We start from the raw sequence: 21,230 nt of genomic DNA, 5'->3' as shown, positions 1-21,230 counted from the left end.
GGGTGACACACTCACCCCGCCCCCACCTCGTACGACACATGCCGCACGACGCACGCCCGATCCCCCTCGGAGAACCACCATGCCCGCCACCGTCCGCCTCCGCCGCGCCGCCCTCGCCGCGAGCCTCTGCGCCGCCGTCGCACTCGGCGCCTCCGCCTGCGGCCCGAACGACGCCGCTCCGGCCGCGAAGCCGGCCCAGCCGACGACGCCCCCGAAGCCCGCCGGCCCCTTCGAGGGCCTGAGCGGACCCCAGATCGTGAACAAGGCGATAGCCGCGACCAAGACGGCGGACTCCCTCACCCTCGACCTCGCCCTCAAGACGACCGAAGGCCCGGTCAAGGCCGTCCTGTCGACCGACGTCCGGGGCCGCTGCGCCGGCACGCTGTCGATGGGCACCACGGGCACCGCCGAGCTGCGCAAGCCGGGTGCCGACACGGTCTACATGCGCTTCGACGACGCGCTCATCAAGGAGCAGGTGAAGGGCGAGTCCGCCGCCGTACAGAAGGAGGTCGTCCGGCAGCTCAAGGGCCGCTGGGTGAAGTCCGACACCAAGGACCCCGACACCAAGGACAGCCTGGCGCTGTGCGACCTGAAGTCGCTGCTGTCGGAGTTCGAGCAGGGCGCCAACACGGCGGTCCGGGGCCAGGAGACCGTCGTCGACGGTAAGAAGGCCCTGATGCTCACCCAGGCCGACACGACCGAGCGGACCACGGTCTACGTGGCCACGGAGGGCAAGACGTACCTCCTGAAGGTGGTCGGGACGGGCGGCAAGGAGCCGGGCACCATGACCTTCAAGGACTACGACAAGCCGGTCGACGCGAAGACCCCGCCGACCAAGGACATCGTGGACATGAACCAGTTCGGCTGACCGGGCTGACCGGGCCAGTTCGACGGACCGGCCCGGTCCGGTCCGTCCGGCCCGGGTCCCCGGGGGGGGGGACACAGAGAAGGCGTGAAGGCCGCCGCGAGGGGAGCGGCCTTCACGCCTTTTCCTTGTTCCTTGTTCCTTGTTCCTGTTGCTGTTGCTGTGCTTCCGGGCTTCCCGGGGGCTCAGAGCGTGTGCCGGACCCATACGTTGGGCTCGACGTACACCGCGTAGCCCCGGGACGCCTCGCAGTGGACCGGCACCAGGGCGCCCTCCACCTCGACCGGGCCGTCGGTGTCGAAGGGCAGGCCCGTCCACCGCCGCCACTCCTCCACGGCGGCACCGATCGTCATCGACGCGGGGGCGACCTTCGCCACCGTGCCGCCCGCGCGGACGTGGACGCGCAGCCAGGGGTCGACCGGCAGCCCGTCCTCGCGGGTGCGGAAGGCGTACTCGTGCATCGACGACTCCGCCTCCAGGTGCTTGCCGTTGGGGCGGACGGGGGCGACCAGTTCGGCGAAGCCCAGCCGGCGGGCGTTGTCGCGCATGGCGGCCAGCATCCGGTGCGAGAGGCCGTTGCCGAGCGCGCTGGTGGCCACGGTGACCTCGATCGCGCTGACCGTGTCCGGCGCGTGCCCGTGCCGGCGGTCGGAGAACGCCCAGAGCAGGACCTGGTCCCAGCCGGTGCCGGGCAGTTCGCCGCGGCCCGGCCCGTCGAGCCGGAACGGCACGCTGAAGGCGCGGGCCACGACCTCGCCGTCGGAGTCGGTGGCGACGAGGACGTACTCGGGGAACGCGGTGACGATCTGCCCCATGTTCGCCCAGCCGACCGGGTCGTACATCATGAACTCCGGCCAGAGGTCCTTCATCCGCCAGAGCGCGCCCTCCAGTTCGGGGCGTTCGGCGAGGGTCGTGATGTGCGGGTCCATGCCGGGGACGTTAGTCGGCGCAGCCACCCACGCGGAAACGATTTATCTAGGGAAGCCGCTGCTCAGGGCAGGTTTCCAGGACCCGCCGCATCGCGTCCCGCTCCCCGGAGGTGATCCACACCCCGTACTTCCTCTTCACGGCGACCTGCCGGGCCACGTACGGACAGCGGTACGCCTTGTACGGCGGCAGCCAGGTCGCCGCGTCGCCGTCCGACTTGCGGCGGTTGGTCGCGGAGTCGACCGCGAGCAGGTTGAGCGGGTCGTTCGCGAAGCGCAGCCGGGTGCCGGAGTCCCACTTCTGCGCGCCCTTCTGCCAGGCGTCCGACAGGGCCACGACGTGGTCGATGTCCACCTTGCTGCGGCCCCGGACGTAGTCGATGGAGCCGCCGGTGTACGGGTCCTTCGCCAGCGTCCCGGAGGCGACCTTGCACCGGCCGTCGGTGAAGCGGACGCCGGTCAGGTCGCGGCGGAGTATGTCGTCGCGGGTACTGCAGCCGTTGCGGTCGACGGAGGCCCAGCCGTGCCCGAACTTCTCCCGCTCGTAGCCGGTCCTGGGCGCGCGCCCCTTCACCGTGAGCGCGTCCACGGCGGCGAGGGCGGTGCCGGCGGCCGGACGTTCGCGCGGGGCGCCGTTTCCGCTCGCGCTCCCGCTCCCGCCGCCGGACGCGTCGCCTCCGGTGAGGGGCGCGCAGGCGGCGTTGGCGAACAGGGCGAGGAGCGCGAAGGCCGAGGCGATGAGGGTCTTTTGATACGTCAGCACCGAAAGATCCTATTTGATACGTGATCAGGTGGTGCGGGAGCACGCCGCCGGGCCCCGCCCGCTCCTCAGACCTCCGCAGACCCCCTCGGGTCTCCTCGGGCTCCTCAGGTCTCCTCGGGCCTCCTCAGGCCCCCTCAGACCTTGCCGATCCCGAGCGTGTTCTCGGCGGGCAGCAGCCCCGATCCGATGACGGTGAGCCAGGGCCCGCCCAGGAGGTCCGCGAGGCGGGCCGTGCCTTCGGGGCCGAGGGCGGCCCAGGGGGCGGCGGCCAGCTCGTCCGTGCACAGCTCGACCTCGGCGCGCAGGGCGCGGCCCGCCTCGGTGGCGGTGCCGTCCGGGCCGACGAGGCCGCGCGCGGCGAGGCGCGCGCGGGCGGCGGCCCACTCCGCGCCGCTCCAGCCCCGGCTCGCGAAGACGGCCTCGGGGGCGGCGCCGACGGCGGCGAAGGAGACCAGGGCCTCGACCGGGTCGAGGCCGGCGGCCAGCAGGGCCGCGAGGTGCCCGTCGCCGCGGTGCTCGCGCAGGATCGTGGCGGCCTGCCACAGGACCAGGTGCGGGGCGTCGGGCCAGGGCAGCGCGGCGTTGGCGGCGGCGAGCGGACGCCCGGCGGCCGAGGCGGCCTCCGCGGCGCGCCGGGCGAGCGCGGCGGCCTCGGCGATCGCGGGGCCCTCGGCCTCCTCGGGGCCGAGCAGCGCCCGCCAGGTCCGGTCGACGGCCCGGAGCCGGGCGGCCAGCACCTCGGCCGGGTCGGCGACCTCCCAGGCGGCGGGCACGTACCGGGCGACCATGGCGGGCGCGAAGCTGTAGAAGGCGGCGGCGACCCGGACGCTCCCGGCGGGGCCGAGGGGCGCGGCGCGCCAGGCGAAGTAGGAGGGCCAGCGCTCGTCGACGCCGTAGCCGAGGGCGGCGGCCTCGTCGAAGGCCTCGGGGGCGTAGTAGAGCACGGCGTGCAGGGGCTCCAGCAGATGCCAGAGCTGACGCACGCGGGCGGGTTCCACGGAGGGGCGGCTCTCGGTCCCGGCCTCCGCCGCCACCTTGGTGTCGGCGGCGGTGTCGATCCCGGTCTGGGTCTGGGGCTGCACGTTCACGGCGTCTCTCCCGTCCGCACACATCATCTTGTCACTGACTAGATTCCCCCCGTCCGCCGAACTTGTCAATGACTAGATACCGCCCCGGTTCCGCGTACGCTGCTGCCATGACCAGTCGGCGCACCTACCACCACGGCGACCTGCGGCAGGCCGTGCTCGCCGCCGCCCTCGACGCCATCGCCGCCGAGGGCCCCGGCGCGCTCAGCCTGCGCGACCTCGCGCGCCGCGCGGGCGTCTCGCACGCCGCCCCGGCCCACCACTTCAAGGACCGCACCGGCCTGCTCACCGCGATCGCCGCGCAGGGCTACGGCCTCCTCGCCGACGCCCTCGCCGGCGCGCCCGACCTGCGCGAACGAGGGGTGCGCTACGTCCGCTTCGCCGTCGCCCACCCGGCGCACTTCCAGGTGATGTTCCAGCCCGCCCTGCACCGCGCCGACGACCCGGAGCTGCTCGCCGCCAAGGAGCGGGCCGCCGCCGGACTGCGGGCCGGCGTCACCGGGCTCCCCGCCACCGTCGACGCCCCCCGCGACACGGGGATGGCCGCCTGGTCGCTGGCGCACGGCTTCGCGACCCTGCTGCTCACCGGCAACCTCGACGGCCCGCTGGGCGGGCGGGACCCGGGAGAGGCGTTCCGCGCGCTCACCGGACTCCTCGGTTCCGCTCAACTGGGCGTCGGGGACGGGGAATAGCCGCAGTCGATCACGGCTTGTCCCTCGTCGTGCGCACAGGAAAGACCACCGCACACGACAACGGGGAGACCACATGAAGACCGGCAGCACCCTCCGGCGCGCGGGCACGGCCCTGCTCGCCACCCTCACCCTCTCCGCACTGCCCGCGCTCCCCGCGAGCGCCGCGAACGGCGCGAACGGCGCGGGCGGCGCCGGCTGGCACGGCGCCTGGGCCGCCTCCCCGCAGGCCGCGACCGCGCCCTTCGAGCCCAACTGGTCGCAGCGGGGCTTCGCCGACCAGACCGTCCGGCAGACGGTCCGCGTCACGACCGGCGGCACCCGGGCCCGTATCGAACTGTCCAACCGCTACGGCACCGGCCCGCTGCGGATCACCGGCGCGACCGTCGCCCGCGCGGCCGGCGGCGGCGCGGTGGAGCCCGGTTCGGTGCGGGCGCTCACCTTCGGCGGGCGCGGCTCCGTCACCGTCCCGGCGGGCGGCACCCTCGTCAGCGACGGCGTGCCGTTCCGGACGGCCGCGCTCGACACGCTCACCGTGACGCTGTACCTGGCGGACCCGACCGGCCCCGCCACCTTCCACCACATCGCGGGCGCCACCAGCTACCGGGCGGCGGGCGACCACCGCGCGGACACGGCCGGCACGGCGTTCACGGAGACCTCCTCGTCCTGGTACTACCTCTCCGGCGTCGAGGTCTCCGGCGGCCCCGGCGCGGCCCGCCGCGACGGCATCGTCACCTTCGGCGACTCCATCACCGACGGCGCCGGCGCCACCCGGGACGCGGACGACCGCTACCCCGACGAGCTCGCCGAGCGCCTCACGGCGGCCGGCACCCCGCGCGCCGTCCTCAACCACGGCATCAGCGGCAACCAGGTCACCAACGACGTGTCCTGGGCGGGCGAGAAGGGCATCGCCCGCTTCAAGAAGGACGTGCTGTCCGAGAAGGGCGTCGGCACGGTCATCCTCCTCGAAGGCATCAACGACATCGGCGGCAGCGGCCCCTCCTACCCGGGCGGCCCGACCCCCGAGGTCTCCGTGAACCGCCTCGTCGAGGGCCACCGGAGCCTCATCCGGCAGGCGCACGCCCGGGGCATCAAGGTGATCGGCGCGACGCTGACCCCGGTCAAGGGCTCCTCCTACTTCACGCCCGAGAACGAGGCCAAGCGCGAGGCGTTCAACGCGTGGGTGCGCACCTCCGGCGCGTACGACGGGATCGCCGACTTCGACCGCGCGGTCGCCGACCCGGCCGACCCGGACCGCATCCTCCCGGCGTACGACTCCGGCGACCACCTCCACCCGGGCGACGCGGGGTACCGCGCGATGGCCGGGGCGCTGGACCTCGACGCGCTGTAGCCGCCCCTGCGGCGACCCCCGGCACCCCGCGCCCCGGCCCCCGTCGGCCCCGGGCCCCGGCACCCCGCGTCACGGCGCGGGGTGCCGCACCAGCCACTCCTGGAACTCGCGGTGCCGGAACTGGTAGGCGGCGCCGGAGGTGCGGAGCAGTCCGGCCGCGACGGACCAGTCGAGGAAGCGGGCCAGGCGGAGCGGGAGGCGGCGCAGGGAGAACAGCCGGAACAGGCCGTACTCCAGAAGGCCGGTGAGCAGTTCGATCAGGACCACCGAACCGACCATCGCCACGACCGGCGCGGGCACCCTCACGGCCTCGCCGCCGTAGAACGCCGCCGGCACCGCCGCCGCGAGCACCCCGGCGAGGACCAGCTGGCCCCGGACCTGACCCGCGGGCCCCGTCGCCGCCGCGTCGACCTCCGACGCGGCGGCGAACAGCAGGTAGAGGACGCAAACCAGGCCCACCACCGGCGCCAGGGAGGTCCGCCCCTGGCCGCCCCACTCCTGCGGCAGGGCCTGCCAGACGCCGAACAGCAGCGTGCCCGCGACCATCAGCCCGGACCAGCTCCGGGGCGTCCTCCGCAACGCCCGGCGCAGCCCCACCCGCCACAGCGCGCTGCCGGCCGGGGGCATCGAGGCCACCGGCGCCGACGGCCCGGCCGGCCGCCACCGCGACGGCAGCCGCGCCCTCAGGCTCCGGACCAGGATCCCCGTCATCACGACCAGCGCCAGCAGGGCCGGGAACGCCGGCTGGAGCCTCTCCCCCTGGTCCAGCAGCACGCCCGCCGCCACGACCCACAGCACCACCCCGAGCTGGCCCAGCGTCAGCACCGTGACCGCCCAGCGCGGCGCGAACCGGCCCAGCCCCAGCAGCGCCAGATCGGTCTCCGGCCCCAGGAGCAGGGCCAGTGTCCGCAGCCGCCGGTGCACCCGGCCCGCCCCGTAACGCCCGCTGTCCACCGTCGTGTTCGCCGCCGACGCACCGATGAACCGCGCCAGCAGCAGGTCCGCCACCGCCCCCTCCGTCGGTGCCGCCACCAGCTCCGCCGGGTCGCCGTCCCGTTCGTACGCCACCGCCGCCAGGGTCAGCCGCCACGGCGTGGACAGGGCGCGGGCCAGGACGCCGTGCGGGTGGGCGCGGAGCGCGTCGAGGACGGGTTCCCAGCGGTGCGGGCGGCGGGCGCCGCGCAGGGCCAGGAAGGCGCGGGCCCGGTCCGCCGTCACCGGGTCGATGCCGATGCGGGCCGCGTCGAGGATGTGGACGCCGCCCGCCTCCAGCTCGTCGTACGCGCGGGAGCGGCAGGTCAGGACGAGCGGTGCCGGTTCGGTGCCGTCCTGGTAGCGGGAGAGCGCCTCCAGGGCGCGGCCCGCGCGGGAGGCCGCGGCGGGGGTGCCCGCCGGGTCCATCTCGTCGAGGCCGTCGAGGACGGGCAGCACCCTGCGGGCGGCGACGACCCGGCGGGCGGAGGCCGCCGGGAGGCCGTAGTCCCGCTCCAGGTGGCGGGTCAGCCAGTCGCGGAAGGGCTCCCCCGCGTCCCAGTCGGCGAGGGCGACGAGCACCGGGACGGGTTCGTCCTCGGCCCGGACCCGGTTGAGCTCCATGACGAACGCCCGGGCCAGCAGCGTCTTCCCGGCCCCCGGCTCGCCCGTGATGACCAGCCGCCGGGGCCGCAGCCCCCGGTAGTCCTCGACGACCTTCTCCAGCCGCCCCTCGGGCGACGCCGGGAGTTCGGCGGCGCGGGCCCCGGCGTACGGGCGGAAGGCGAAGGTGACGTCGATGGCCTTCAGGTCGCCGCCCAGCGAGCTCATCCACTGGGGCTCGCCGATCGCCCTCACCTCGCGCGCGAGGCGGGCCGTGGCGGCCGTCTCGTCCTCGTCGGCGCGCCGCCAGAACGTGGCGGCGAGCCCGACCACGCCGACCGCGCCGCACGCGAAGGCCATGAGATCGGTCCGCTGGGACAGGTCGAGCGCGCCGGACCGCCCCGCCAGGGCCCACAGCAGCCCGCCGATCACCAGGGCGCAGCCGGCCAGGCCGATCACCCCTCTGCGTACCACCCGCGTCCCCCGTCCCGTTCCGGCTCATCCTGCCGGAACGGGACGGGGTCCGGGGTCAGGAGCCCAGGATCTCCGCCAGGAACTCCCCGGTCCACGCGAGCAGTTCGCGGCCCACGACCGGCTTGCCGCCGATCTTGCCGGTGGTCGGGCGGGGCACCAGGATCTGGTGGACGGCCGGCTTGATGACCGTGCGGGGGTAGAGCCGCTTGAGGCGCAGCTCCTGGGACTCGCGGAGCTCCACCGGGGCGAAGCGGATGTTGGGGCCCTGGAGGACGATCTCGCCGACGCCGCAGGCGCGGGCCAGCATCCGCAGGCCGGCCACCAGGAGGAGGTTCTCGACCGGCTCGGGCAGCTTGCCGTAGCGGTCGGTGAGCTCCTCGCGCACGGCCTTGATGTCCGCCTCCGAGTTCGCCGAGGCGATCGCCCGGTACGCCTGGAGGCGCAGCCGCTCGCCGGGGGCGTAGTCGTGCGGGACGTGGGCGTCGACCGGGAGCTCGATCTTGACCTCCAGCGGCGGCTCCTCCTCCGCGCCGCCCTCCATCTGCGCCCGGTAGTCGGCGACGGCCTCCCCGACCATGCGGACGTACAGGTCGAAGCCGACCCCCGCGATGTGGCCGGACTGCTCGCCGCCGAGCAGGTTGCCCGCGCCACGGATCTCCAGGTCCTTCATGGCCACGTACATGCCCGCGCCCATCTCGGTGTGCTGGGCGATCGTCGCGAGGCGCTCGTGGGCGGTCTCCGTGAGCGGCTTCTCCGGCGGGTACAGGAAGTAGGCGTAGCCGCGCTCGCGGCCACGGCCGACGCGGCCGCGGAGCTGGTGGAGCTGGCTCAGGCCGAAGTTGTCGCCGCGCTCGACGATCAGGGTGTTGGCGTTGGAGATGTCGATGCCGGACTCGACGATCGTGGTCGAGACGAGGACGTCGAACTTCTTCTCCCAGAAGTCCACCACGACCTGCTCCAGGGCCTGTTCGGACATCTGGCCGTGGGCCGTCGCGATCCGCGCCTCGGGGACGATCTCGCGGAGCCGGGCCGCCGCGCGGTCGATGGACTCGACGCGGTTGTGGATGTAGAAGACCTGGCCCTCGCGCAGCAGTTCGCGGCGGACGGCGGCGCCGATCTGCTTCTCCTCGTACGGGCCGACGAAGGTGAGGACCGGGTGCCGCTCCTCGGGCGGGGTGGTGATCGTCGACATCTCGCGGATGCCGGTCACCGCCATCTCCAGGGTGCGGGGGATGGGGGTGGCGGACATGGTGAGGACGTCGACGTTGGCACGGAGCTTCTTCAGCTGCTCCTTGTGCTCGACGCCGAAGCGCTGCTCCTCGTCGACGATGACGAGGCCCAGGTCCTTGAACTTCGTCTCGGAGGAGAACAGGCGGTGGGTGCCGATGACGACGTCGACGGAGCCGTCCCGCAGGCCCTCCATCGTCGCCTTCGACTCGGTGTCCGTCTGGAAGCGGGACAGCGCGCGGACGTTGACGGGGAACTGCGAGTAGCGCTCGGAGAACGTGCCGAAGTGCTGCTGCACGAGCAGCGTGGTGGGGACGAGGACGGCGACCTGCTTGCCGTCCTGGACGGCCTTGAAGGCGGCGCGGACGGCGATCTCCGTCTTGCCGTAGCCGACGTCGCCGCAGATCAGGCGGTCCATGGGGACCGTCTTCTCCATGTCCTCCTTCACCTCGGCGATGGTGGAGAGCTGGTCGGGCGTCTCCGCGTACGGGAAGGCGTCCTCCAGCTCGCGCTGCCAGGGGGTGTCGGGGGCGAAGGCGTGGCCGGGGGCGGCCATGCGGGCCGAGTACAGCCTGATGAGGTCGGCGGCGATCTCCTTGACCGCCTTCTTGGCGCGCGCCTTGGTCTTGGTCCAGTCGGCGCCGCCGAGGCGGTGCAGGGTCGGGGCCTCGCCGCCCACGTACTTGGTGACCTGTTCGAGCTGGTCGGTGGGGATGTAGAGGCGGTCGCCGGGCTGGCCGCGCTTGGCGGGCGCGTACTCGACGAGGAGGTACTCGCGGGTGGCGCCCTGCACGGTCCGCTGGACCATCTCGACGTAGCGGCCGACGCCGTGCTGTTCGTGGACGATGTAGTCGCCGACCTCCAGGGTCAGCGGGTCGATCGTCTTGCGGCGCTTGGCGGGCATCCGCTGCCCGTCCTTGCCGGCGGCCTTCTGCCCGGACAGGTCGGTCTCGGTGAGGACGGCCAGCCGCAGGGCCTCGTCGACGAAGCCGTAGTCGATGGAGCCGCAGGACACGTGCACGACGGACGGGGAGATGTCCGCGAGGTCGGCGTCGAGGCGGGCGGCGATGCCCTCGCCGCCGAGGACCTCGACGGTGCGGGAGGCGGGGCCGTGGGCCTCCGTCACGTACACCGCGCGCCAGCCCTCGGCCAGCCAGCCCTTGGTGTCGGCGAGCGCCCGGGCGGTGTCGCCCCGGTAGGTCTCGGGGGCGCGCATCCCCAGCTTGAGGGTGTCGGCGCCGACGGTCTCGTCGGCGGCGAACGGGGACACCGACCACCACATCACGTCGAGCTCGCGGGCCCGGTCGCGGACGTCCGCGATCCCCCACAGCGAGGCGGCGCCGACGTCGATCGGGGCCTCGCCGCCGCCGGCGGTGGCCGCCCAGGACGCCTGGAGGAACTCCTGGCTGGTCGCCACCAGGTCGGCGGCCCGGGTGCGGACCCGCTCCGGGTCGCAGACCACGGCCATCGAGCCCTTCGGGAGGACGTCGATCAGCAGCTCCATGTCGTCGACGAGGACGGGGGCGAGGGACTCCATGCCCTCGACCGCGATGCCCTCGGCGATCTTGTTGAGGAGCTCGCCGAGCTCGGGGTGGGCCTCGGCGAGGGCGGCGGCCCGGGTGCGGACCTCGTCGGTGAGGAGCAGCTCGCGGCAGGGCGGGGCCCACAGGCCGTGCTCGGCGACTTCGAGGGACCGCTGGTCGGCGACCTTGAAGTAGCGGATCTCCTCGACGTCGTCGCCCCAGAACTCGATGCGGAGCGGGTGCTCCTCGGTGGGCGGGAAGACGTCCAGGATGCCGCCTCGGACGGCGAACTCGCCGCGCTTCTCGACGAGCTCCACGCGGGAGTACGCGGCGGCGGCCAGGCCCTCGACGATCTCGTTCAGGTCGGCGCTCTGGCCGCTCCTGAGCGAGACGGGCTCCAGGTCTCCCAGGCCCTTGACCTGCGGCTGGAGTACGGAGCGGATGGGGGCGACGACGACGCTGACGGGGCCGGCGGCCGGGTCGTCGTCGCGCGGGTGGGCGAGCCGGCGCAGCACGGCGAGGCGGCGGCCGACGGTGTCGGAGCGGGGGCTCAGCCGCTCGTGCGGGAGCGTCTCCCAGGACGGGTAGTCGACGACCGTGTCGGGGTCGAGGAGCGAGCGCAGCGCGGCGGCCAGGTCCTCGGCCTCGCGGCCGGTGGCGGTGACGGCGAGCACGGTGCGCCGGGCCTCGCGGGCGAGCGCGGCGATGGCGAAGGGGCGGGCGGCGGGCGGGCCGACCAGGTCGACGTGGTGGCGGTTGCCGTCTCGGGCGGCCGTCACCGCTTCGGTGAGTGCGGCGTCCTTGACGACGGCGTCCAGCAGACCGTGCAGGCTCATGGAGGGTCCATCCCGGCGGAGAGGGGCAACGCGAACGGCCCGACACGTCTCACGGGCCGGGGCCTCCAGCCTACGACGACGCGGCGACAGCCACCCGTTCGCGGGATCGCGGGGCGCTGTACGCATCCGTACATTCGATTACATGAGTGCCACGTTCCCCCTCACCGAGGCACGCGCCCAGTTCGGCACCCTCATCCGCCGGACGGCCCACGCCCGGGAGCGCATCACCCTCACGGACCACGGGCGGGCCGCGGCCGTCTTCTGGCCCGACGAGGGCACGATCACCCTCGCCGTCCCGCACATCGGACGCGCGCCCTAGCCACGACCGGGGCCCGGTCCCGGCGGAGGACTCCGCCGGGACCGGGCCCCTTGGCCGTGTTCCGTCGCCCGTCCCGCCCTCAGTCCGTCGCGATGGCGTTCAGGACGTTCATGCGGCCCGCGCGGAAGGCCGGGACCAGGGCGGCGAAGAGGCCGACGAAGGCCGAGCCCACGAAGACGGTGAGGATCGTCGGCCAGGGGATCTCCAGGACACCCAGGCCCTCCAGGGCCAGGAGGCGCTGGGCGGCGGTGCCCCAGCCGAGGCCGAGGCCCAGGCCGAGGAGGGCGCCGAAGAGGGCGATGACCACCGACTCCAGGCGGATCATGCGGCGCAGCTGGCGGCGGGAGAGGCCGATGGCGCGCATGAGGCCGATCTCCCGGGTCCGCTCGACGACCGAGAGGGCGAGGGTGTTCACCACGCCGAGGACGGCGACGACGATCGCGAGGGCGAGCAGCCCGTAGACCATGTTGAGGAGCTGCCCGACCTGGTCCTGGAGCTGCTTCTTGTAGTCGGCCTGGTCGGCGACCCGGTACTGCGGGTAGGGGGCGAGGGCCTTCTTCAGGCCCTCGTACGCTGCGGCCGCCCGCCCGTCCTCCGCCGAGGCGAAGAGCATCATGGTCTGCGGCATCCGGTCGGCCGGCAGGTACCTCGCGGCGGTCGCGATGCTCGTGGACATCAGGCCCTTGTCGATGTTGGCGTCGTCGGAGGTGATCGCCGCGACCCGCAGCCGCGCCTTCCCGCCGTCCTTGAACGCGACCGTGAGCGTGTCGCCGGGCTTCACCCCGTGCTGGGCGGCGTACTCCGCGCCGACGGCCATCGCGCCGGGACCGTACGCGGCGGACAGCTCGCCCGCCGTCGTCTCGCGCCGCACGTCCCGCGCGTACGTCGGGTCGGCGGCGGCCACGCCCAGCTCGGTCGCCTTCCCGCGCGGGTCGGTGACGACGGCCTCGATGCGCTTGTACTCGGTGACGTGGGCGATCCCCGGCGTCCGCGCGACGGCGTCCCGGGCCTGCGGCACCACCGGCTGCCCGTTGCCGGGCTCCACGATGAAGTCGGCGCCGACGGACCGGTCGAGCTCCGCCGTGGCGGAGGCGACCATCGAGGAGCCGACGACCGCGAGGCAGGCGACGAGCGCGAGGCCGATCATCAGGGCCGCGCCGGTGGCGCCGGTGCGGCGCGGGTTGCGCAGCGCGTTGCGCTCGGCCATCCGGCCGACCGGCCCGAAGACCCGCAGCACGACGACGCCGAGGGCGCGGACGACACCGCCGGACAGCAGCGGGCCGATCACCACGAAGCCGAGCAGGGACAGCACGACGCCGAGGCCGAGCCAGAGCGAGCCCGCGCGGGCCTTCTCGGCCTGGGCCGCGGCCCACAGCGCGGCGCCGCCCGCCGCCGTGAGGAGCAGGCCGAGCCCGGCCCGTACCGCCCCCGCCGTGCCGTCGGCGGGGGTGCCCGCCTCGCGCAGGGCGGCCATCGGGGAGACCTTCGAGGCCCGGCGGGCGGGCACGAAGGCGGCGAGGACGGTGACGACGACGCCGAGGGCGATCCCGACGACGGGCGTGGTCCAGCGGACGGTGAGGTCCTCGGTGGACAGCTCCATGCCCATCGAGGACATCAGCGACATCAGGCCGACGGCGAGCCCCACGCCCGCCGCGACGCCCGCGACCGAGCCGACGAAGCCGAGGAGCAGGGCCTCGACGAGGACGGAGTGGTTGATCTGGCGCCGGGAGGAGCCGATGGCCCGCAGCAGGCCGATCTCCCGGGTGCGCTGGGCGACCAGCATGGAGAAGGTGTTGACGATGAGGAAGACGCCGACGAGGAAGGCGATCCCGGCGAAGCCGAGCATCGCGTACTTCATGACGTCGAGGAACCCGGCGACGTCCTCGCGCCCGGCGTCGGCCGCCTCGGCGGCGGTCCGCAGCGTGTAGCCGGGGCCGACGGCCGCCGCGATGTCCGCCTTGAGGGCCGCGTCCTCGACGCCATCCGCCGCTTCGACCGTGACCTGCGTGAACAGGCCCTCCTTGCCGAGGAGTTCGCGCTGGGCGGTGGCGGTGTCGAAGTAGACGAGGGTGGCGCCCGGGTTGGTGACCTTGAAGTCGACGATCCCGGTGATCCGCGTGGTGAAGTCGCCGGTGACGGCGATGGTGCGCAGCTCGTCGCCGATCTTCAGGTGGTGCTTCTCGGCGGTGCCGCCGTCGACCACGACCTCGGTGGGGCCGCGCGGCTCGTGGCCGGAGGCGATCTCCATCGAACGCAGCGCGTCGGAGGACCAGGCGCCGGCGATGGTCGGGGCGCCGCTGGTGGGGCCGATGTTCTCGTTGCGGGAGTCGACGACGGTGACGCTGGTGGAGACGACCTGCCCCCGCGCCGTCTTGACGCCCTCGACGCCCTCGACGGTGGCGACGAGCGCGGCGGGCAGCGTCGCGGGGCGCCCGCTCCCCGGAGCCTCGTCGCCTCCGGCCGCGCGGCCGGGACTGACGCTCACGTCGGAGGCGGTGGAGGCGAAGAGCTTGTCGAAGGTGGCGGTGGTCGTGTCGCTGAACACCAGGGTGCCGCAGACGAAGGCGACGGAGAGGAGGACGGCGACGGCGGAGAGCGCCATGCGGCCCTTGTGCGCGAGGAAGCCGCGCAGGGAGGTCCTGAGGACGGTCATGACGTCCGCCCGCGCGCGTCGAAGTCCTTCATCCGGTCGAGGACGGCCTCGGCGGTGGGCCGGCGCATCTCGTCGACGATCCGCCCGTCGGCGAGGTAGAGCACCCGGTCCGCGTAGGAGGCGGCGACGGGGTCGTGGGTGACCATGACGATGGTCTGGCCGAGCTCGTCCACCGACTGGCGCAGGAAGCCGAGGACTTCGGCGCCGGCCCGCGAGTCGAGGTTTCCGGTCGGCTCGTCGCCGAAGATGATCTCGGGCCGGGCGGCGAGCGCGCGGGCCACGGCGACGCGCTGCTGCTGCCCGCCGGAGAGCTGGGCGGGCCGGTGCGTGAGCCGCTCGCCGAGGCCGACGGTCCCGACGACCCGGCGCAGCCACTCCTGGTCGGGCTTGCGGCCGGCGATGTCCATGGGCAGCGTGATGTTCTCCAGCGCGTTCAGCGTGGGGAGCAGGTTGAACGCCTGGAAGATGAAGCCGACGCGGTCGCGCCGCAGCCGCGTGAGCTTCTTGTCCTTGAGACCGGTGATCTCGGTCTCGTCGAGGAAGATCTCGCCGCTCGTGACGGTGTCGAGGCCGGCCAGGCAGTGCATGAGCGTGGACTTGCCGGAGCCCGAGGGCCCCATGATCGCGGTGAACTCGCCCCGGGCGATGTCCACGTCGACGTGGTCGAGCGCGACGACCCGGGTCTCCCCGGACCCGTACGCCTTGAGGACCTGTCGCGCCCGCGCGGCTACGGCCGTCCGCCCTCCAGTACCCCCGTGCCTGAGGGTGGTCACAGCCGAAGTCACGGTAAGTCTCCTAGATGCGTGAGGTGTTCGTACCCGTGCGGGGTCCCGTACGGGATTCCGTACGAGACCCCGCACGGGAGGACGTAAGAACAAGCTAAGGACGGGCGGGGCCTTCGCTCCTCCTCCGCCGGGACGAACGGCCCCTGGGCTGGACGGGGGAGGAGCCCCTAGGGGTTCTCCATCGAACGATCGAGTGAGAGGCTGACCCGGCGCACTTAGATGTACGAAGCATCCGTCGGCGGGGGAGAGGGGACGGCGTGTCCGAGGCGACCACGAGGCAGACGGCACCGCCCCCGGCGGACGCCACCCGGCGCGGGCCGGTCGTCGCCGCGCTGATGCTGGGCATGGCGCTCGCCGCGCTCGACGGCACCATCGTCGCCACCGCCGTCCCGCAGATCGTCGGCGACCTCGGCGGACTCTCCGTCTTCTCCTGGCTGTTCTCCGGCTATCTGCTCGCCGTCACCGTCACCCTGCCCGTGTACGGGAAGCTCAGCGACACCTTCGGCCGCAAACCCGTCCTGATCTCGGGCATCGTCCTCTTCCTCATCGGCTCCCTGCTGTGCGCCGCCGCCTGGAACATGTACGCGCTGATCGCGTTCCGCGTCGTCCAGGGGCTGGGCGGCGGGGCCCTCCAGGGCACCGTGCAGACGATCGCCGCCGACCTCTACCCGCTGAAGGAGCGCCCCCGCATCCAGGCCCGGCTCTCCTCCGTGTGGGCGACCGCCGCGGTGGCCGGCCCGACGGCGGGCGGACTGCTCGCCGGATACGCGGACTGGCGCTGGATCTTCCTCATCAACCTGCCGGTCGGCGCGGCCGCCCTCTGGCTCGTCGCCCGCTACCTGGTGGAGCCGGGCCGTCCCCTAGGGGACGGCACCGGCGGCACCCCCGACGCGCCGGACGGCCGCGCCCGCTCCGGCTCCCGCCCCTCCGTCGACTGGGCCGGCGCCCTCGCCGTCTTCGCCGCCGGCACCCTGCTGCTGACCGCGCTCGTCCAGGGCGGCGTCGCCTGGCCGTGGCTCTCGGCCCCGTCGCTGGGCCTGTTCGGCGGGGCGGCGGCGCTGGGCGCGCTCACCGTGCTCATCGAACGCCGGGCCGCCTCGCCGATCATCCCCGGCTGGGTGTGGCGCCGCCGCACCATCGCCGCCGTCAACCTGGCGCTCGGCGCCCTCGGCCTGCTGATGGTCGCCCCGACCGTCTTCCTGCCCACCTACGCGCAGGCGGTCCTCGGCCTCGGCCCGATCGCCGCCGGCTTCGTGCTGTCCGCGATGACCCTCAGCTGGCCCGTCACCGCCGCGCTCTCCAACCGGGTCTACGGCCGGATCGGCTTCCGGCTGACCGCCGTCCTCGGCATGACCGGCGCCCTGCTGGTCCTGCTCGCCTTCCCGCTGCTGCCGTTCCCCGGCGAGCCCTGGCAGCCCGCGCTGCTGATGCTGCTGCTCGGCGGTGCCCTCGGCTTCTTCCAGCTCCCGCTGATCGTCGGCGTCCAGTCGACCGTCCCGTACGAGGAGCGCGGGACGACCACCGCGTCCGTCCTCTTCGTACGCCAGGTCGGGCAGAGCGTCGGCGCCGCCCTGTTCGGCGCCGTCGCCAACGGCGTGCTGGCCGCGCGGCTCGGCGGCGCGAGCGGGGACCTGGACGGGCTGGTGCGCGCCCTGGAGAATCCGGGCGCGCTCACCGGGCAGACCGCCGACCACCTGCGGCGGGCGGTCGACGCGGCCGTCGACTACGTCTACCTGGGCGCGGCGGGCGCCGCCGCGCTCGCCCTGCTGGTCCTGCTCACCCTGGCGCCGCGCCGCTTCCCCGTACTGAAGGAACACGGGGGCGAGGCCACCGGGACGGACGGCACCGCCCGGTAATTCCCGGCCCGCCGGGCACCCGGCGGGGAAGAATGCCCCGATGAGCCATCACCTCGTCGGCATACCGGAGTTGACCGGAGTCCCCCGCGTCGCCGTCGTCATCGACGTCATGCGCGCCTTCACCGTCGCCGCCTGGGTCTTCGCGCGCGGCGCCGAGCGGATCGTCCTGGCCGGGTCGGAGCGCGAGGCGCTCGCCCTCAAGGAGCGCGAGCCGGACTGGCTGGCCCTGAAGGACGGCGCCCCGGCGCCCGGCTTCGACGCGGTCAACTCCCCCGCCCTGCTCCGCTCCCTGGACCTCACCGGCCGCACGGTGGTGCAGAAGACGACGGCGGGCACGGTCGGCGCGCTGGCCGTCGCGGACGCCCCGCTGGTGCTGTGCGCGAGCTTCGCGGTGGCGGGGCCGACCGCCCGGTTCCTGCGGGCGGCGGGCGGCGGCCCCGTCACGTTCGTCGTCACCGGCGAGGACGGGCGGGCGGAGGAGGACCGGGCCTGCGCCGAGTACATCGCCCGCGCCCTCGACGGCGGGGGCGCGGAGCCCGGCCCCGCCCCGTACGCCGAGCGCGCCCGCGCCTCCCGTGCCGCCGCCGAACTCACCGCCGGGCTGCGCGCGGGCGCCCACCCGGACGACGTCGCCCTGTGCCTGGAGGTGGACCGCTTCCCCTTCGCGATGCGGGCCCGCCGGGAGGACGACCTGACGGTGCTGCGCGCGGTCGCGCCGGGGGAACCCCTCGCGGGCCCCCTCGCGAGGGAGCGCCCCGCCTAGGGCCTGTCGTTGTCCGGCCCCGCCGTCCCCGCCGGCCCCGCCCGGCCCGTCAGGGCCGCCAGGGACGCTCGGATGTGCTCCATGTGGGAGTGGATCTCCTCCCGGGCCTCGTCGTGGTCGCGGCGCACCCGGTCCGTCTCGCGCTCGGTCCGCTCCTGGACCAGCCGCGCCTCCGCCAGGATCTCCGCCGCCCTCGCCTCCGCGTCCTCCTGACCGTGCCGGGCGGCCTCCTTCGACTCGGCGAGGGAGCGCCGGGCCTCGTCCAGCTTCGCCTCCGCGTACGCGACGAGCTCCTCGTGCCGGGCCTCCAGCTCGGTCACCCGCCGGGCCGCCGCCCGGTCGGCGTCCTCGCGGAGCGTCTGGTGCTCCTCGCGCTGCGCGGCCCGCACGGCCTCGGCCTCCCGCCGGACCCCGTCGAAGGCGGTCCGGGCCTCGTTGCGCGTCTGCTCGGCGTCGCGCTGCGCGGCGGCGCGTAGCGCGTCGGACTGGAGGGCGGCCTCCTTGTCCGTCGCGCGGCCCGCCGACTCGGCCGCCGCGCGGACCCCCGCCGCGTACACCCTCGCCGCCTCGGCCGCCTCGCGGGCCGCCGCCTCCGCCGCCGCGGACAGCTCCTGCGCCTCGGACTCGGCGTCCCGCAGCAGCGTCTCGTCCTCGGCCTCGGCGAGCGCCAGGATCCGCCGGGCCCGCTCGCTCAGGGAGTCGTAGCGCTGCGGGGCGAGGGTGGCGACGGCCTCGCGCAGCCGGGCCGCCTCCGCCTCCATCTCCTTGGCGAGGACGGTCAGCCGCGCCGCGCGCTCCCACGCGCCGTCGCGTTCCTCGGACAGCGCGGCGAGGTAGCGCTCGACCTGCTCCGGGCGGTAACCGCGTCCGCGTCCGACGGCGAAACTCATCCCTGACGCCCCTTCGTCTCCCTTATGTCCGACAAAAAACAAGGATGCGTCATGGGAACGGACCAAAGGCGCCCGATGTGAACACACATCGAGCGCCTTTCGTCACATCCCGCTCACGAGCGGATCCGCACGGCGGGGCAGGGACGGTCTACAGCAGGCCGTCCCACATCTGCTCCAGCAGCACCGACCACCAGTTCTCCGGCGAGGACAGCGCCGCCGGGTCCAGCATCGCCAGCTGGGCCTGGAAGTCCGTCGTCCAGCGACCCGCCTGCTCCGGGTTCAGCCCGTACCGCAGCCGCCACATCCGCCCCAGCAGCGCCAGGGAGCGCACGAACTCCGGCAGCCCCGTGTTGACGAACTGCGGCGGCACCGACTGCCCGCCCGGACCCGCCTCCACCGGTACGGCCACGATGTGCGCCGTCCCGTACTGGACGCAGATCGCCCGCCCGAAGTCCGAACCCAGCACCAGGTACGAACCGGCGTCCGGCGCCGCCTGCACCTGCCGCTGCGCCGCCAGCTCGCCGAGCGTCGGCACCACCGGCATCGCGGGCTGCGCCCAGAAGAACGGCCCGAAGTCGGCCGGCAGCCCCGCCCACACGAGCGTCACCGCCACCAGCTCCGGCACACCCTGCCGGGACACCGCGCGCTGGTCGAAGCGCAGGATGCCGGGACCGAACGCCCCGGCCAGCTCCTGCGCCACCGCGTCCGGCGGGACCGGCGGCGCCGGCGGCACCTGCGGCAGCGGGGCCCGCACCGGCGCGGGGCGCGCCGGACCGTCCGCGACCTGGTGCAACTCGCCCTGGTGGGTGATCAGTTGCCGCATCCCCTGCTGACGGCCCGCGTGATCACGCCCGTACGGCGCGATGTTGGTGATCCGGGCCTGCGGCCAGGTCTCCCGGATCATGCGCGCGCAGTAGCCGCCCGGCAGCTCGCAGGACTCCAGCTCCGTGTGCAGCTCCAGGACCTGCTGCGGCGGCACGTTCATCGCGCGCAGCTCGTGCAGGATCTGCCACTCCGGGTGCGGCGTGCCGGGCGCGGAGCGGCGGATGAGCTGCTGCTCCGAACCGTCGGGCGCGCGGTAGCGCAGCACGGCCTGGTAGCCGGGGCCCACGGTCGGCGGCCCGGCGGGCGGCTGCTGCGGGTACCCGTACGCGGGCGCGCCACCGGGCGCCGGGGCCGGCGCCGGGGCGTTCATCGGCGCGGGCACGGGACCCGGCGGCGGGGGCGGGCCCGCCGGACCGGACGGGCCGGGCTGCGCCAGCATCGTGGCGGCCTGCGCGATCCCACCCGGCGGCGTCCCGGGCACACCCGGCACCCCCGGCGGCGGGGGCGGCGGCGGAGGCGCCCCGGGCCCGCCCTGGTTCGGGTGCGCCAGCATCGTCGCGGCGTGCGCGACCCCGCCCGGCGGCGTCCCGGGCACACCCGGCACCCCCGGCGGCGGGGGCGGCGGCGCCCCGGGACCGCCCTGATTCGGGTGCGCCAGCATCGTGGCCGCGTGGTGCACGGCGGGCGGCGGGGTCGCACCGGGCGGGACGGGCGGCGCGGGCGGACCCGGCGGGGTCGCAGGGACACCCGGCTGACCGGGCTGACCGGGCGGCGCGGGCGGCTGCGGCCCCTCGGGCCCGAGCTGCGAGACCAGCTGCGTCCGCACGTAGCCGCCGGGCGGCGGCGTCGGCGCCTTGCTCGTCGCCGCGTCCGCGAGGTCGGCGGCACCGGGCGCGCCGGGCGGACCCGGCGGGGTCGCCGGGGCGGGCGGGCCGGGCGGGGTCGCCGGGGCGGCGGGCAGCTGCGGGGCGGCCGGGCCGCCCGTCTCCAGACGCGGCGCGATGGCGGTGGGCGGCAGCGCGCTGCCGCCCTTCATCAGCGCGGTGGGAGCGTCGGCACCCACCACCGGCGGCGGGGTGTCGTCGTCGTCCGCGCCGGAGAGCGGCGGCGCGAACACCGTCGCGGGCAGCGGTACGGCCCCGTCGGCACCCCCCGCGCTCGCGTTCGCGTCCGCCCACGGGCTGGACGGCGCGGGCGGGGCGGGCGTCGGCTCCACGGGCGCGGGCGCGGGCGGCGCGACGTGCGCGTCCGGCACGACCACGGGCGCTTCCGGCGCGACGGGCGCGGGCACCGGCGGCGCCACGGGCGCCGGCGCGGCGGCGTCGGAGGCGGGCGCGGCGGCGTCGGAGGCGGGCGCGGGCGAGGCGGCAGGGCCCGGCTCCGCCGAGCCGTCCTCCGCCGACGCGCCGGCGCTCGCCTGCGAGGCGTTGGACGCCACCGGCGGCAGCCCGATCTTGTCGGCCGCCTCCTGGAGCCACTCCGGCGGACTCAGCAGGAAGGACGTCTGGTTCAGGTCGATCCGGGCGGACGCCTGCGCCGGCACCGCGGCGGCCGGCTCCTCGACGGCGCCGTACTCCTCCTCGTACCGCCGGATCACCTCGCCCACCGGCAGCCCCGGCCACAGCGTCGCCTCGCCGCTGTCGCGCGCGATGACCAGCCGCTGCCGGCCCGCGTCCGGGGTCGGCGCCTCCTCGCGGTCCTCGGCCCACACGACGAAGCCCAGCCCGAACTCCCGCACCCGCACCTCACGGTGCAGATACGCCGGCACATCGCCGTTGATCCACTCCTCGGCGCGCTCCTGCGCCTGCGCGAACGTCACCACAGC

The 21,230-nt window shown here is 74.9% G+C and carries 15 protein-coding genes; 6 read left to right on the top strand and 9 right to left on the bottom strand.

The genetic code is table 11. The features are described from left to right. Positions 1-79 precede the first annotated feature (79 nt). Positions 80-868: a hypothetical protein gene (locus tag ACZ6J5_RS20355; RefSeq protein ID WP_469393387.1), complete on the top strand. Its 789-nt coding sequence runs from the start codon at positions 80-82 to the stop codon at positions 866-868. 182 nt (positions 869-1,050) lie between these two features. On the opposite strand, the gene ACZ6J5_RS20350 is transcribed toward ACZ6J5_RS20355, so the two are convergent. From ACZ6J5_RS20350 to ACZ6J5_RS20340, 3 genes are all read right to left on the bottom strand, one after another. Beyond that, a complete protein-coding gene (locus ACZ6J5_RS20350; RefSeq protein ID WP_469393385.1) occupies positions 1,051-1,794 on the bottom strand; it encodes an N-acetyltransferase in 744 nt (247 codons plus the stop codon). Positions 1,795-1,840: 46 nt separating this feature from the next. Next, on the bottom strand, positions 1,841-2,554 hold the full coding sequence (locus tag ACZ6J5_RS20345; RefSeq protein ID WP_469393383.1) for an HNH endonuclease family protein: 714 nt from the start codon (positions 2,552-2,554) through the stop codon (positions 1,841-1,843). Between the two features lie 134 nt (positions 2,555-2,688). Then, a complete protein-coding gene (locus ACZ6J5_RS20340; RefSeq protein ID WP_469393589.1) occupies positions 2,689-3,552 on the bottom strand; it encodes an SCO6745 family protein in 864 nt (287 codons plus the stop codon). 197 nt (positions 3,553-3,749) lie between these two features. Between ACZ6J5_RS20340 and ACZ6J5_RS20335 the strand changes: the two genes are divergently transcribed. After that, complete coding sequence (locus tag ACZ6J5_RS20335; protein WP_469393381.1) at positions 3,750-4,331, top strand: TetR/AcrR family transcriptional regulator; 582 nt, start codon at positions 3,750-3,752, stop codon at positions 4,329-4,331. A gap of 73 nt (positions 4,332-4,404) precedes the next feature. Continuing rightward, positions 4,405-5,679 (top strand): SGNH/GDSL hydrolase family protein, encoded by a 1,275-nt coding sequence (locus ACZ6J5_RS20330; RefSeq protein ID WP_469393379.1) that lies wholly within the window; start codon positions 4,405-4,407, stop codon positions 5,677-5,679. Between the two features lie 69 nt (positions 5,680-5,748). Here the strand turns inward: ACZ6J5_RS20330 and ACZ6J5_RS20325 are convergent, their stop codons facing one another. Next, on the bottom strand, positions 5,749-7,728 hold the full coding sequence (locus tag ACZ6J5_RS20325; RefSeq protein WP_469393377.1) for an NACHT domain-containing protein: 1,980 nt from the start codon (positions 7,726-7,728) through the stop codon (positions 5,749-5,751). A gap of 55 nt (positions 7,729-7,783) precedes the next feature. After that, entirely contained in the window at positions 7,784-11,314 is a 3,531-nt protein-coding gene (mfd, locus tag ACZ6J5_RS20320; RefSeq protein WP_469393375.1) for a transcription-repair coupling factor, read from the bottom strand. A 142-nt stretch (positions 11,315-11,456) separates the two neighbouring features. Here mfd and ACZ6J5_RS20315 point away from each other — a divergent pair, with 142 nt between their 5' ends. Next, positions 11,457-11,633 (top strand): type II toxin-antitoxin system prevent-host-death family antitoxin, encoded by a 177-nt coding sequence (locus tag ACZ6J5_RS20315; protein ID WP_469393373.1) that lies wholly within the window; start codon positions 11,457-11,459, stop codon positions 11,631-11,633. Between the two features lie 79 nt (positions 11,634-11,712). On the opposite strand, the gene ACZ6J5_RS20310 is transcribed toward ACZ6J5_RS20315, so the two are convergent. Beyond that, positions 11,713-14,286, bottom strand: a complete 2,574-nt coding sequence (locus ACZ6J5_RS20310) for an ABC transporter permease (RefSeq protein ID WP_469393371.1) — start codon at positions 14,284-14,286, stop codon at positions 11,713-11,715. Beyond that, positions 14,283-15,071: an ABC transporter ATP-binding protein gene (locus ACZ6J5_RS20305; protein ID WP_469393369.1), complete on the bottom strand. Its 789-nt coding sequence runs from the start codon at positions 15,069-15,071 to the stop codon at positions 14,283-14,285. The genes ACZ6J5_RS20310 and ACZ6J5_RS20305 overlap by 4 nt, the downstream gene beginning before the upstream one ends. Before the next feature lie 257 nt (positions 15,072-15,328). On the opposite strand from ACZ6J5_RS20305, the gene ACZ6J5_RS20300 reads away from it, so the two are divergent. Together ACZ6J5_RS20300 and ACZ6J5_RS20295 are read left to right on the top strand one after the other, a co-directional pair. After that, positions 15,329-16,927 (top strand): MFS transporter, encoded by a 1,599-nt coding sequence (locus ACZ6J5_RS20300; RefSeq protein WP_469393367.1) that lies wholly within the window; start codon positions 15,329-15,331, stop codon positions 16,925-16,927. A 40-nt stretch (positions 16,928-16,967) separates the two neighbouring features. Next, positions 16,968-17,690 carry a 2-phosphosulfolactate phosphatase gene (locus tag ACZ6J5_RS20295; RefSeq protein WP_469393365.1) on the top strand — a complete coding sequence of 241 codons (723 nt, stop codon included), beginning with the start codon at positions 16,968-16,970 and terminating at the stop codon, positions 17,688-17,690. On the opposite strand, the gene ACZ6J5_RS20290 is transcribed toward ACZ6J5_RS20295, so the two are convergent. Beyond that, complete coding sequence (locus ACZ6J5_RS20290) at positions 17,687-18,580, bottom strand: cellulose-binding protein (RefSeq protein ID WP_469393364.1); 894 nt, start codon at positions 18,578-18,580, stop codon at positions 17,687-17,689. The two genes, ACZ6J5_RS20295 and ACZ6J5_RS20290, sit on opposite strands and share 4 nt — an antisense overlap. A gap of 148 nt (positions 18,581-18,728) precedes the next feature. After that, positions 18,729-21,227 carry an SUKH-4 family immunity protein gene (locus tag ACZ6J5_RS20285; protein ID WP_469393362.1) on the bottom strand — a complete coding sequence of 833 codons (2,499 nt, stop codon included), beginning with the start codon at positions 21,225-21,227 and terminating at the stop codon, positions 18,729-18,731. Positions 21,228-21,230 lie beyond the last annotated feature (3 nt).

Source organism: Streptomyces sp. NPDC042100 (assembly GCF_055582325.1).
Note: the sequence above shows the minus strand (reverse complement) of the source record. Positions and strands in the feature narration are given on the sequence as shown.

What these genes read in the sequence shown, in the direction of transcription:
- ACZ6J5_RS20335 (WP_469393381.1), top strand. Translation starts at nt 3,750, where the DNA reads ATGACCAGTCGGCGCACCTACCACCACGGCGACCTGCGGCAGGCCGTG.
- ACZ6J5_RS20295 (WP_469393365.1), top strand. Translation starts at nt 16,968, where the DNA reads ATGAGCCATCACCTCGTCGGCATACCGGAGTTGACCGGAGTCCCCCGC.
- ACZ6J5_RS20330 (WP_469393379.1), top strand. Translation starts at nt 4,405, where the DNA reads ATGAAGACCGGCAGCACCCTCCGGCGCGCGGGCACGGCCCTGCTCGCC.
- mfd (WP_469393375.1), bottom strand. Translation starts at nt 11,314, where the DNA reads ATGAGCCTGCACGGTCTGCTGGACGCCGTCGTCAAGGACGCCGCACTC.
- ACZ6J5_RS20315 (WP_469393373.1), top strand. Translation starts at nt 11,457, where the DNA reads ATGAGTGCCACGTTCCCCCTCACCGAGGCACGCGCCCAGTTCGGCACC.
- ACZ6J5_RS20355 (WP_469393387.1), top strand. Translation starts at nt 80, where the DNA reads ATGCCCGCCACCGTCCGCCTCCGCCGCGCCGCCCTCGCCGCGAGCCTC.
- ACZ6J5_RS20350 (WP_469393385.1), bottom strand. Translation starts at nt 1,794, where the DNA reads ATGGACCCGCACATCACGACCCTCGCCGAACGCCCCGAACTGGAGGGC.
- ACZ6J5_RS20310 (WP_469393371.1), bottom strand. Translation starts at nt 14,286, where the DNA reads ATGACCGTCCTCAGGACCTCCCTGCGCGGCTTCCTCGCGCACAAGGGC.
- ACZ6J5_RS20290 (WP_469393364.1), bottom strand. Translation starts at nt 18,580, where the DNA reads ATGAGTTTCGCCGTCGGACGCGGACGCGGTTACCGCCCGGAGCAGGTC.